Genomic DNA, 12565 nt, shown 5'->3' with positions numbered 1-12565 from the left:
AGACTTATCTTTTTTCCTAAGAAATGAGTCCCGTGTTCAATTAACAAGATACAAAGGGCGTTTCACCCTATCTGTCAGCCAACTTAGCTTGGGTCAATAATGTTGACGCTATCTTTGCCATCAACTTCTGCGACCAAAACTTCAATTTCTTCTGACTCACTAGTTGGGATATTTTTACCAACATAGTCCGCACGGATTGGCAATTCACGGTGACCACGGTCAACCAAAACAGCCAAACCAACACGCGCTGGACGCCCATGGCTAACGATATTATCAATAGCTGCACGAATCGTACGACCTGTGTAAAGCACATCATCCACAAGGATAACATCTGTACCATCAATTTCAATAGGGAAAACAGATGTGTCTTGCTCAGCCTTAACATCATCACGGAAAGCCTTAGTGTCAAGCTCAATCAATGGCACATCAAGGTTTTCCAACTGTTTCAAGCGCTCTTGAATACGCTGTGCAATATAAACACCACGTGTCTTAATACCAGCCAAGACAATCTTGTCGAGATTTTTGTTACGTTCAATAATCTCATAAGTGATACGTGTAATGGCACGTTTCATGGTTACGTCATCGACGATCTCTTTTTTCTTCATAAAAAGAACCTTTCTAAATACAAAAAAATCCCCTCGAAAACAAGGAGATACACAAAAATATGAGTACAGTTCACCCGTACACTTCTCATGGCTCCTTGCCTGCCTCTCTGGACAGTGATTAAAGGACTTATTTAATTAGGTAAATTATAGCAAATTTCAGACTCTTTTACAAGAAAAAAACGGACACCTCTACCAAGAAAGACTATCCGTTTAATAACTGTTAAGCTTCTCTCAACTTCTCCAAGGTTTCCTTGAAAATAGCAGGGTCTTCCGCTGTAAATTCGACCAATTCTCCAGTCGTAGGATGCGTGAACCCAAGGGTCTTAGCATGTAGAAATTGTCCATGGCCCTTGAGGGTCTTGCGTGGCCCATAAAGAGGATCGCCCGCCACCGGGTGACCGATATAAGCCATGTGCACACGAATCTGGTGTGTGCGACCTGTTTCCAGCTGCAACTCTACCAAAGTATAGTTGCCAAAACGTTCAAGAACGGTAAATCGTGTTACTGCAGGTTTTCCTTTAGCTGTGACTGCCTGCTTCTTGCGGTCCTTGTCCGAACGCCCAATCGGAGCCTCAATCACGCCTCGATCGTTAGGCAAATTGCCATGCACGATAGCCACATACTTACGAAGGGACTTCTTATCCTTAAGCTCAGCCGCCAAAGCATTGTGGGCCTTATCATTCTTAGCAATCATAAGGAGACCAGACGTGTCCTTGTCAATACGGTGGACAATCCCTGGACGAACCACACCATTAATAGACGAGAGGTCCTTGACATGATACATCAAGGCATTGACCAAGGTACCAGACGTGTGACCAGCTGATGGATGGACAACCATGCCTTGAGGCTTGTTGACCACTGCCACATCCGCATCTTCGTAGATAATATCCAAAGGAATATCTTCAGCCTTGTATTCCAAGACCTCTTCTTCTGGCAATTCATAGGTGATGACATCACCCTCTTTAACCGCATACTTGGCCTTTGCCGACTTACCATTAACCAAGACCGTTCCAGCCTTAATCGCTTCATTAGCCTGACTACGTGACAATTCTGTCAAATCTGCCAAAGCCTTGTCCAGACGGTTTCCCGCCTCTTTAATGATGACTTCCATTTTCCTCTTTCCATAAGATTAAAATCAAGAGCAGTACGCCCACCGTTAGGTAGGAGTCTGCCACGTTAAATATTGCAAAATCAATAAAATCAAGCTGAACCATATCAACCACGTAACCCAAGTGCACACGGTCAATAAAGTTACCAATACCACCTGAGATAATCAAAACCAAAGATAGCACCAACCAAAGACTCTTCTGGTAATTTTTAACCAGATAAACCAGAGCCGCACCAATCACTAGAACCGTCAAAATCACAAAGAAATATTTCTGATCCTGTAAAATCGAAAAGGCAGCACCACGGTTCTGTAGATAGGTCAAGCTGAAAAGTCCAGGGATCGCCTTGATAACTTGGTTAAGGGCAATATTTGCCACAACCCAATGCTTGACCCACTGATCCAAACCAATCAGAGCTAGAATAGCCAAAGGAATCGCAACCTTACGCATAAATCCTCCTATGGTTTATATGTATCAAAGTAGTCAAACATAACATTGACAAACTTGAGAGCACAAGACGACAAGTTAATACCCTTACGACGGACATAAACCATCTTGTTATCCAAATTATCCTCAAGCGGAATCACCGTAATCCCATTCACACTTTGTGCATCCAAGAAGCCAGACCCCGTCGCATAAGCATCCGTACGTTCCAAGATACCGTTCAAAGTCGCACGGTCTGTCACGTTAAACATAAGAGACGAATCTGACGTATCCACAAAGTTCTCAGAATAGTAAAGGTACTCGTCCTTCTCCTGAGTGAAACGCACCGTAGGCAAGGCCGCCAAGTCCTCCATGACCAGACTTTCTTTTTTAGCCAGAGGATGCCCCTTACGGAGATAAATGTGCGTCTTAAACGGAATCAAATCAATAGCCTCAAGCCCAAGCTTGTCCATATTTTGCTGGATTCCCTTGCTATTTTGACGATTCAAATAGATAATCCCAATCTCACTGTGTCCCTTGGCTACCTCATCCAAAATCTGAATGGTCGTAGACTCAAAGATACGGAAATCCTTGTAATCAGGGTAACGCTCTGAAAAAGTCGTAATCAAAGGTGGCAAAAAGTCATAGTGCTGGCTGGCAATCGAATACTGGTTACCCTTTTCAGAAGCATTGAGATAGCGATTTTCAAAACTATCAAAACTGCGTACCACCTCAAGCGCACGCTCATAAAAGGTCATACCCTGACTGGTCAAGACAGCCCCCGTCGTTGTACGGGTGAAAATTTGAAAATTCAGCTCCTGCTCCAAATCCTTGATAGCCACTGATAGGCTAGGCTGGCTCACAAAGAGCTTGCTGGCTGCCTCACGGAAGGTTCCGCTGTTGGCAATGGCTACGACATAACGTAGTTGTTGTATGTTCATGTGTGACACTTCTTTCTTGAAAAATCAATCAATGCTATTATACCAGATTTTATCCTCTTTTGTTGATACTAAAAAGCTCAGGCACCCCTGAGCTTGAATTCATTAAAAAGTAGTCTTATTCGTCTGATTTGTCTGTCAAGAAGTACTCGTTTTCACGTTTGTCATAGTCGAAGGTCAAACGAACAGCATCTACCTTACCACTTTCTGGATTATAATCACGGTAGCTAAGACTCACTGACTGAGTGAGATCGCCTTGTTCAGTTTGTGTCATTTCATGATAAGTGAAGCTAGCCTCTGGGTGTTTTTCAACCACCTCAGAAAGTCGTGTCCCCTTAAGCAAATCAGCTTGTGTACCTACAGACAACTTTTCATAGTCATCTTTTGTCCAGTTGCTATGATAGTCATCGACTTCTTTGACCTTATCATAGTCGAAGGTTGCTGAGGCAGATTTCAAAACATAGACATCGTCTTTTTTCTCAAAAGTCAAACGAACATAGTTGTTTCCATCTGTGTTTTCTTTTCTATAGGTAAGGTCTAGCAAATCTGGTTTATCTTCCTCGTAAGCATCACTATACTCGGCATCAGTCGCCTTACCGTGAGTATCCAAAACCTCGTCCAATGTCAAAGTACCAACCTTCAACTCCTTAAACTGATCCTCGGTCCAGTCAAACTTATAATTCTCATCTATGTACAGATAAGCTCTATCGTGACCGTCACTTTGGAACTGCTCAGCATGGTTCATGACATATTTCACCGCTTGATAACCTGCTCCAGCAAGCGAAGTCATGAAGAAGATGATTGACATGACTAGGGCAATAATAGATAGCGCCTTACGTGTTGACTTCAGACTCAAAACCAAAGTCACAATAGCTAGAATGATAAGGAAGAAAGCAAGGAAAGTAAAGACAAAACCGAAAGGAAGCGTCCAAGACAAAATGACGAATAGAATCCCCAAAACTAGGATAATAATCGGCAAAGCAATATTAACAAAAGCATTGTTCTTGGTTACCTTTGGTTTGTAATAAGGGTTTTCCAAAGGTATCTGACTTGCCTTTGGTGCTTCTTCTTGCTCTTTCTCCATATTCAACTCAGGCATTGGCTTAGGAGCTTCCTCCTCTAATGCCACCTGAGCCTCGTCTGGTTGCGTATCTGCTACTGAGTCAGCTGTCACCTCTTCAGTAGCTTCAGAACTATCCACCTGCTGAGCCTCAACCTGCTCAGACACTGGGGCACTTGGTTCCTCCGAAGCAATGACAAACCCCTCTTTCTTAGCTTCCATAAACTCCTCAGGACTTGGTTTACGTCCATTGACGTCCTCAAAGTGACGCACCCATTCTTCTCTAGTTGCCATAGCTGACTCCTTTATCTCTTTTTCTTTATTTTATCATACTTTAATCTGGTCTTATGAAAATAAGGTCGGATATAAGAGAGAATTTTTTGAGACTACCTTAGGCGCTTAAGCGACAAGCCATCTCATGAAAATAGACGAAAGAAGAAAAGAAACTGCACCTAAAAGTAAGATTTTTTCGATCACACTTTTTGGGGCAGTTCAATATTAGTAAGAGTAGTTTTTTATATTTAAATGTATAGTTATGTATCTAGTCTTTTTTAATCTCCAAACTAAGCTTATAAAAACTATAAAGGCTATAAGCAATTGCAATGACCCCCAAGAAACCAAAGTATACATTATCCTTTAAACTCTTCATATAAATTCCAATGATTATAAAGAGAAAGGTATTGATCAAAATGACTAATTTTTTATTTTCTATCTTGCCTATTTTAAGTACTAATAGTCTAATAATAAGTATCGATGGAGAGAATAAAACGGCAATGATTGTAAGTAAAATATTTTTTCTGCTAATTAAATTAGCTTTAATGTCTTTTTGAGATTCTTTTTCAATATTCATCTCTTTGAATAATAAATCCAGTGAAACATTATCAGGTTCACTTTTTCCTAATTCCCATTTAGAAATCGTCTGACGAGTAACAAATACTTTATCTGCAAGTTCTTGCTGAGTCATACCTGTTTTAATTCTATATTCTTTAATCAACGTAGCAATGTCCATTTTAATACCCCTAGCTTATTTCTATTCTTTGATAAAAGGCTCTGCTAACAAAATTGCTATTACTATTATATAGAGAGGATGTTTATAAATAAAGTAAGTAGCAACGAGTAATAGAAACAATAACATTCTCGTAACCCACGGATATCTGTTTGATAAACTGACCAATAAATTAACTAAAGGTTTCAGTATCAACCCCATTAATCCAAAAGTAAGCACCTATATAAAATTAGTTTTGTTTTTCTTAATAAATTGTAACATTAAGAATACCTCCTCAGATTTGTTACTTTAAATTTATCAAGACCCATGACTAAAAGCACGCAACGAATAGTAAAATATGCGCAACGTCCTTAGAAACTAGGATGCAACGCTCCAAGTCATTACGCAACGAGGAGAATAGTACCTCTTAAAAGTACGAAATGGTAGTACATTAGAACCTAAAGGCAGTAAAATTTTACAATACTACAAAAGACATGGCAATAGAGAAGAAATAAATAACAATTGAAGTGATAAACAAGCCAATAAATCGTTTCCAGCTCCCTTTTTGATTGAGCTTGTCTACAGTTTCCTTAGTGACAAGAGACTGGCTTTGCTCGAATGTATAATTTAAGAATTTCAATAGCTTTCTCCTTCTATCAAGAAAAAACAGGAAGGTTTCCCCTCCTGTCCCTTAATTAATCCTCATCTGGACCTGATTTATAAGTAAGGTAGAATGTATCTTCACCTTCTTTGGTATCAAATGACAAGTAAACACTCTTGAGTTTGCCATCTTCAGCCTTATAATCACTATAAGAAATAGTCATTTCTTTTGTGAATTCACCTTGACGAGATGTTGAAATCGTGTATTCTGCACTTGAAGCTTTAGGGTGATCCTTAACGACATCTTCAAGTTTCGTACCATTTGATGGATCAGTGTAATCACCCTTATTGAGAGCATCAAACTGTTCTTTTGTCCAATCAGATTTATAAGATTTATCAACTTCTACCTTATCTTGAGGGAATCTACCTGAAGCATATGACAAGATAAATGTACCGTCATATTGTTTCTTAAAGTTTAGGTAGACACTCTCGCCATAGTCTTTACCAGAGTATGTCAACTTCAACTCATCACCTGACACCTCAGCATCTGACGCCTTGCCGTATGTTTTAACGATTGATTTAACAGTGTCTTTACCTGCTTTCAACTTCTTGAACTTAGATTCATTCCAATCAAATTTAGCATTTTTGTCAATGTAGTCGTTGACATCAGTACTATCACCTTTTGAGTCTGATTTTGAATCGCTGTCGTCATCTTTCTTGTCAGCGTCATCGTCGTCTTTATCAGCAACCTTTGATGTCTTGCTTGAGCTTGTGTTGTTGTTGCTAGCATTTTGAGAGATTTGGAAAATCAAACCACCAATAGACACAAAGAGCATGAGACCAGCAACGCCTGTTGCAATGATTGAAAGCAATTTCTTGCTTGATTTAAGGCTAAAAACAAGCGAAACAACTGCTACTGCAACTGCGAGGACTGTCAAGATGATGAAGACCCAAGCAGGACTTACAAACCACGCCAAAATTGCAAAGATTACTGAAAGTGCAATCGCAACGATTGGCAAGATAAGATTGAAAAGAGGGTTATCTGCTGAGCCAGCTGCTGCTGGATTAGGAACTGTTCCAAATCCTTGAGCTGAAGAGATAGGTGCCTTTTCAAACATGCTTGAATCAAATTGTGGTGTTGGTTGTTGCACAGGTGCTTCTGAGAAAGATTCTGCACCAAATGGTGATTCACTACTTGCTTGTTCTGCGACAGCATCTTCAGCTGTTTCAGCCACATCTGCGATATCATCTTGTTCTGTGACTTCTTCAGCGACAGGTTCATTAGCTGGTGCTTCTACAGATGCTGCTTGAGCAGCCAAAGCACTTGTATCAAAGTCAGCTGCTTTAGCATCCAAAAATTCTTGGGGGCTAGGCTTACGCCCGTGTACCGACTCAAAGAGTTCAGCCCATTCTGCTTTAGTTGACATAAAAATCTCCTTTTTTCAAGAAATCCAAACAAGAGGTCACTTCAGCTTAGCGAAGTTTTCTATAGTTAGGATTTAGACACCTATCTCTGATAAGAGCAAGTAGCATGCGTCCCTTCAAAAGCCAGGCATAGCCTAAGGCAACCTTTTCCCTCTATCTAGTCCCATTGTTCATTTTCTTGTTGATAATCCCATTCTACCATATTTAAAGACCCCTGTTAACCGTTTCCCAAAAGGTTTTTTTCTGCTACAATAGTAGGTATAATGCACCAAAGGAGTTATATATGAAAAACATTAAAAAGTACATTCCATTAATTATTGTACTTGTTATCGCAGGCCTAGGTTTTGCCTTTCGTGAGAACATCGCACGCGCCGTTCGTGGAGATGCTTATGTTGATAATAAGATATTCACTAAACAATTAGAAAAAGCCCAAAAATCTGGAAAAGATGCCTTTCCACAGTTGTCAGACAAGGTTGGTAAGGACGAAGCTGAAGTTATCCTCCACACTTCAAAGGGTGATATCACAGTCAAACTCTTCCCTACACTTGCTCCAAAGGCTTCTGAAAACTTCTTGAAACATGCCAAGGACAAATACTATGATGGTCTTACCTTCCATCGTGTCATCAAGGACTTCATGATTCAAAGTGGTGATCCTAAGGGTGACGGTACTGGCGGAGAATCTATCTGGAAGAAAGGTTTCGCTGTTGAGCCTACACCATTCCTCTACAACATCCGTGGCGCACTTGCTATGGCCAATACTGGTGCTAAGAATTCAAACGGCAGCCAATTCTACATTGTTCAAAACAAGGACGATCAAAGCAAGCAACTAGGAAATGCTGGCTATCCAAAACCTATCGTTGACGCCTACAAAAAAGGTGGTTACCCAGCTGGTGATACCAAATACACTGTCTTTGGACAAGTCATCAAAGGCATGGATGTTGTTGATACCATCGCTAACCTTGAAGTCGATGACAACAGCAAACCAAAAGAGAATGTAACGGTTAATTCCGTTGAAGTCGTTAAAGACTACAAATTCAAATAAACAAAAATCCGAGAAGTTGATTCTCGGATTTCTTTTTTATTTAACAGCAGTGAGGAGATAGTCACCAGTGTTAACACGAGCTTCTTTAGTCGTTAAGACATCATCAAAGTCAGCTGTATTGGTCACAATGACTGGCGTGATGACTGGTAATTTAGCCTCTCGAATAGTTGCTAGGTCAAATTCGATAAGTTTTTGTCCTGCTTCTACAACTTCACCTGCCTCCACATAGGTCTTGAAGCCTTTACCAGCAAGAGAAACAGTGTCCATACCAATATGAATGAGAAGCTCTGCACCATTTTCAGTTGTCAAACCAATCGCATGACCAGTAGGGAAGACTAAATTAACAGTTGCCTTAGCTGGTGCGACAACTACCCCATCAGTAGGGTCAATAGCGATTCCTTTACCCATAGCTCCTGAGGCAAAGACTTGGTCAGGAACTTGGTCAAGTGGGACAACATTCCCGATAAGTGGGCTCGCAATAATTTCTTGTTGAATTTCCTTAGGAGCAGGTGCAGCTTCTTCAGCTTTTTCCTCAACCTTAGCTGCTCCACCACCGTAAAGAGTTGGTACTGGTGCAAAGAGTTGGATAAGGAAGGATACAAGAGCACCCACAATGGCAATAATAATTGCAAGAGTGACTTTGCTAAGACTACCATCAGGACCAATCAAAGTTGGGAAGACGAAGATACCCATAGCACCTGCTGAATACATTGGAATATTGAATCCCATCATCGCAGCTCCAAGGAACCCTGAAACTACACATGAGATATAGAATGGTACTTTCATTGGAAGGGTCACCCCATAGATAGCAGGTTCTGTAACCCCAAAGATTGATGAAATGAAGGCCGGCATAGAGATGGTACGCACTTTGTCTTCTTTTGTCTTAAGCATGATAGCTCCTAGAACCCCTGTTTGAGTGAAACATGGAAGAAGAGCGGCAAGCAAAATCGTAGAATGACCTTTAGTCGTAACTTCAAGGATACCAAGTGGAACAAGTGCCCAGTGCATACCAAACATAACAAGAATTTGCCAGAGAACACCAAGGACAAAACCGTAAACGACTGGACTGAATCCCATAATTGCTTGGAACACATTAGTCAATAGGTCTGAGAAGCTATTAGCAAGCGGACCTACAACCAAGAAAGTCAATGGCACTGTAATCAGTAATGTAAAGAAGGGTACCACAAAGACTTTAATGACATCAGGAGTAATCTTGGTAAAGAATTTTTGAATGTAGGAAGCCACCCAAATTGCCAAGATAGAAGGCATTACAGTTGAGAGGTAACCCCCTGCAGGAAGCGTAAACGGAATAACCCCTAGAACATGACCTTGACCTGCCTTTTGAAGAGTTGTCACTAGCGTAGCAATATCAGGATAAACAAGTGCTCCTGCAATCGCAATAGCTGTAAACTCATTAACCTTGAAACGACGAGCTGAAGTCAAGGCAATCAAGATTGGCAAGAACTGGAAGAAACCATCCCCCGCCGCATTAAGGATGACATACATAGGACTTGTCGCAGCTGACAGGCCACATGCTGCCATGATAGCGACTACCCCTTTGATAATCCCGGCTGCAGCCAATGGACCAAGGAAAGGTTGGAAAATACTTGATACCAAAGATACAAAGCGGTCAAAGAGATTTCCCTTTGGTGCATCCCCCTCATCAAGATCAAGACTTCCACCTGCTGGAAGACCTCCAACTTGGAGAACCTCCGCATAAACATCAGGCACATGGTTACCGATAACTACCTGATATTGTCCACCTGCCTTAACAACAGTAACAACTCCGTCACGGTTCTTAAGGTAGTCATCATCTGCTTTAGATTCATCTTTCAAATCAAAGCGCAAACGTGTCACACAGTGTTTCAAGCTATTGACATTTTCCTTGCCACCAACGTGTTTGAGAATGTCCTCAGCTAATTCAGTATATTTAGCCATAAGGGCTCCTTTCTATTTCTAGGATTCTAGTCTTTTTAAGGCTATTTCAACGAAAAAAACCTAAATAAATACCAAGAACCAATTGAGATGAGCATACACTACTCCCATTAGTTTTTCGTATTTATCTAGGTTTTGCCTGCTGACCAGTAACAATCCTTTTGCTATGGTTCTATCTTATCAGAGTTCAAATATTTTTTGTTTTTGAAGGTAAAATCTTGACCAAGATTATAAGTCATGATAAACTGTTGTTAGTTTATAAACTAACAAAAAGAGAGTTACACGATGAAAACAAGAGCAATTATTGAATTTAAAGACACATACGCTAGCATGGAATGCCACGAGCTTGGTTACCAAACCAAGGAAACTGCCTTGGCTATTATTTCTCCTACTGGACATATTCTATCAAGTACACCGCTTTTCAGAAAGGCATATGGTTCGAACACTGCTCACATCGACCAGCTTCCTTTCAATATAGATAATCTCAGTATCACAGCAAAAGGTCTCAGTAAGAAAGCCAAAGCCAACTTGGAAGATTGGATTGCCCATACTATCATTCTTCCAATGGACTATGATAAGTACTTTACTAAGCATCAAGAACTTTTGCACCTCCTAGCAGAATCACCTATCGTTGAGTCTGTCCAAGCTTTAACTTATAAGACAGTTAAGATTCATTTTTCCCAAGCCCTCAATGATGAGCATATTCGCCAACTGCAAGGGTTTATTCTTGCTCAAGCAGGTATCTATAGCTATATCGGGACATCTACAGTTTCAGAGCGAAATGCCTACCAGGCTCTTGAATGGGCTAAACTTGATGTTAATGGTCGTTCACACAACGATCATAAGCCTGCTATTTTCCATCGTAGCAAGGGCCTCTTAGGTGGTTTCTTTCACCACGGAAACCAAGAAAGTATTGCATAACTAATAACTGGGACACCTTGTGTCCTTTTTTTGACAATAAAAAACTCACCATAAAGGTGAGCTAAAATGATTTATTTACTGTGTTTCCAGTTACTATAGATACTAAATACGACAATCCAGATGGCTGCCCCAATAGCTCCGACAACTGTTGACTTTTGCAAGAAGAGACAAACAAAGACGAAGATGAAGAAAAGGATAGTCAATGGATTAAGAATCTTGTAGGCTGGCATAAGGAATCCATCTGCCATAAACTCTTGAGATTTGCGGTACTTGAGATGAGCAAGCATGGTCAAGATATAGATGGCAATGTAGACCCCTGATGATGATGCAGTAATCAAAGCGAAGGCATCAGATACACCAGGCAAGACATTGATGAAGGCTGAAACACATACTACAATAGCTGAAACAATGATAGCACATGAAGGAATACCATTACGTGACAAAGTATCTAGCTTCAAAGCTTTCATGACTTTACTATTTGGTGTTTCCTTAGCAATTTGGAAGAGGTGACGACCTGTAGAGTAAAGTGTTGAGTTCAATGATGAAGCCGCTGCTGTCAAGACAACAAAGTTAATGAAGGCTGCTGCCCACTTGATACCAGCCATTTGGAAGACCGTTACGAACGGTGATTCATTAACTGGAAGTTTTTGCCATGGGAAGATAGCCATGATGGCAATGAGGGCACCCACATAGAAGATGACAATACGAATCGGAATCTCCTTGATTGCCTTTGGTAAAACCTTACGTGGATTTGCTGTCTCAGAAGTTGTAATCCCTACAAATTCGATGGCCTGGTAAGCAAAGAAGACCATTTGGAAGGTCATAACAAAGCTTACCCAACCTTTAGGGAACATCTGGAAGCCGTGTGTAATATTGGCAAGGCTAGCATGTCCAGCAGGCGTTTCAAAGTTGGTTGCTACCATGAAGATACCTGTTGCGATAAGAGCTAGAATAGTGACAATCTTGATCATCCCAAACCAAAACTCAACTTCCCCGAAAATCTTAACCGCAATCAGGTTAACCGAACTCAGGATAATCAAGAAGACAATCTGAATCTGCCAGGCAGGCCAACTTGGGAACCAATATTGGACATAAGTTGATACGGCCGTAATTTCTGCCATTCCAAGGAATATCAGTGATACCCAGTAAGACCAACCCGAAAAGAATCCCCAGCCCTTACCAAGGTATTTGGTAATAAAGTTGATAAAAGTGTGCTGGTCAGGATCCATATAGAGCATCTCACCGATCGCTCGCATCATAAGATACATGAAGATACCAGTTAGTATATATACTAAGATAATTGAAGGTCCTGTTAGGGAGAGAGAACGCCCTGCCCCTAGGAAGAGACCTGTACCGATGGTACCAGCGATGGCAATCAGCTGGACGTGACGGTTTTGAAGACCACGTACCATCCCATTCTCAGTCTGGTTGTCGTCGTCTTTATGATGTTGCTTTTGCGACATTTTTTTCACTCCAATTCTATTGAGCACGACTCATTGAATCATGCCATTTTTTAACATAACTT

At 40.8% G+C, this 12565-nt stretch carries 12 protein-coding genes; 2 read left to right on the top strand and 10 right to left on the bottom strand.

Annotated features, from left to right (window positions below; genetic code table 11):
- Positions 1 to 83: 83 nt before the first annotated feature.
- The 8 genes from pyrR to HMPREF2697_RS07670 all read right to left on the bottom strand — a co-directional run bounded on the left by pyrR (position 84) and on the right by HMPREF2697_RS07670 (position 7144).
- Positions 84 to 605, bottom strand: coding sequence for a bifunctional pyr operon transcriptional regulator/uracil phosphoribosyltransferase PyrR (gene pyrR / locus HMPREF2697_RS07700; protein ID WP_002886175.1), 522 nt, complete (start codon positions 603 to 605; stop codon positions 84 to 86).
- Positions 606 to 825: 220 nt separating this feature from the next.
- Positions 826 to 1716 carry an RluA family pseudouridine synthase gene (locus HMPREF2697_RS07695; protein WP_049529403.1) on the bottom strand — a complete coding sequence of 297 codons (891 nt, stop codon included), beginning with the start codon at positions 1714 to 1716 and terminating at the stop codon, positions 826 to 828.
- Positions 1700 to 2161, bottom strand: a complete 462-nt coding sequence (gene lspA / locus HMPREF2697_RS07690) for a signal peptidase II (RefSeq protein ID WP_014634033.1) — start codon at positions 2159 to 2161, stop codon at positions 1700 to 1702. Before lspA ends, HMPREF2697_RS07695 begins: the two co-directional genes overlap by 17 nt.
- An 8-nt stretch (positions 2162 to 2169) precedes the next feature.
- Positions 2170 to 3075: a LysR family transcriptional regulator gene (locus HMPREF2697_RS07685; protein WP_004183016.1), complete on the bottom strand. Its 906-nt coding sequence runs from the start codon at positions 3073 to 3075 to the stop codon at positions 2170 to 2172.
- Between the two features lie 115 nt (positions 3076 to 3190).
- Entirely contained in the window at positions 3191 to 4426 is a 1236-nt protein-coding gene (locus tag HMPREF2697_RS07680) for a CD20-like domain-containing protein (RefSeq protein WP_070850232.1), read from the bottom strand.
- 247 nt (positions 4427 to 4673) lie between these two features.
- On the bottom strand, positions 4674 to 5141 hold the full coding sequence (locus tag HMPREF2697_RS07675) for a helix-turn-helix transcriptional regulator (protein WP_070850230.1): 468 nt from the start codon (positions 5139 to 5141) through the stop codon (positions 4674 to 4676).
- A gap of 451 nt (positions 5142 to 5592) precedes the next feature.
- Positions 5593 to 5757 carry a hypothetical protein gene (locus HMPREF2697_RS10535; RefSeq protein ID WP_004183021.1) on the bottom strand — a complete coding sequence of 55 codons (165 nt, stop codon included), beginning with the start codon at positions 5755 to 5757 and terminating at the stop codon, positions 5593 to 5595.
- 55 nt (positions 5758 to 5812) lie between these two features.
- Positions 5813 to 7144, bottom strand: coding sequence for a hypothetical protein (locus HMPREF2697_RS07670; protein ID WP_070850228.1), 1332 nt, complete (start codon positions 7142 to 7144; stop codon positions 5813 to 5815).
- 281 nt (positions 7145 to 7425) lie between these two features.
- Between HMPREF2697_RS07670 and HMPREF2697_RS07665 the strand changes: the two genes are divergently transcribed.
- Positions 7426 to 8184 (top strand): peptidylprolyl isomerase, encoded by a 759-nt coding sequence (locus tag HMPREF2697_RS07665; RefSeq protein ID WP_070438766.1) that lies wholly within the window; start codon positions 7426 to 7428, stop codon positions 8182 to 8184.
- A gap of 36 nt (positions 8185 to 8220) precedes the next feature.
- Here HMPREF2697_RS07665 and HMPREF2697_RS07660 read toward each other — a convergent pair whose 3' ends face one another.
- Positions 8221 to 10122, bottom strand: a complete 1902-nt coding sequence (locus HMPREF2697_RS07660) for a beta-glucoside-specific PTS transporter subunit IIABC (protein WP_070850226.1) — start codon at positions 10120 to 10122, stop codon at positions 8221 to 8223.
- A gap of 282 nt (positions 10123 to 10404) precedes the next feature.
- Between HMPREF2697_RS07660 and HMPREF2697_RS07655 the strand changes: the two genes are divergently transcribed.
- Positions 10405 to 11040 carry a nucleotidyltransferase gene (locus HMPREF2697_RS07655; protein WP_070850224.1) on the top strand — a complete coding sequence of 212 codons (636 nt, stop codon included), beginning with the start codon at positions 10405 to 10407 and terminating at the stop codon, positions 11038 to 11040.
- 71 nt (positions 11041 to 11111) lie between these two features.
- Here the strand turns inward: HMPREF2697_RS07655 and HMPREF2697_RS07650 are convergent, their stop codons facing one another.
- Positions 11112 to 12503, bottom strand: coding sequence for an amino acid permease (locus tag HMPREF2697_RS07650; protein WP_045771935.1), 1392 nt, complete (start codon positions 12501 to 12503; stop codon positions 11112 to 11114).
- Positions 12504 to 12565: the final 62 nt, after the last annotated feature.

The organism is Streptococcus sp. HMSC064D12, assembly GCF_001837205.1.
In the GTDB taxonomy this organism is placed as follows: Bacteria; Bacillota; Bacilli; order Lactobacillales; family Streptococcaceae; genus Streptococcus; species Streptococcus salivarius_D.
The sequence above is the reverse complement of the archived record's forward strand: the minus strand, read 5'-3'. Positions and strand labels throughout refer to the sequence as shown.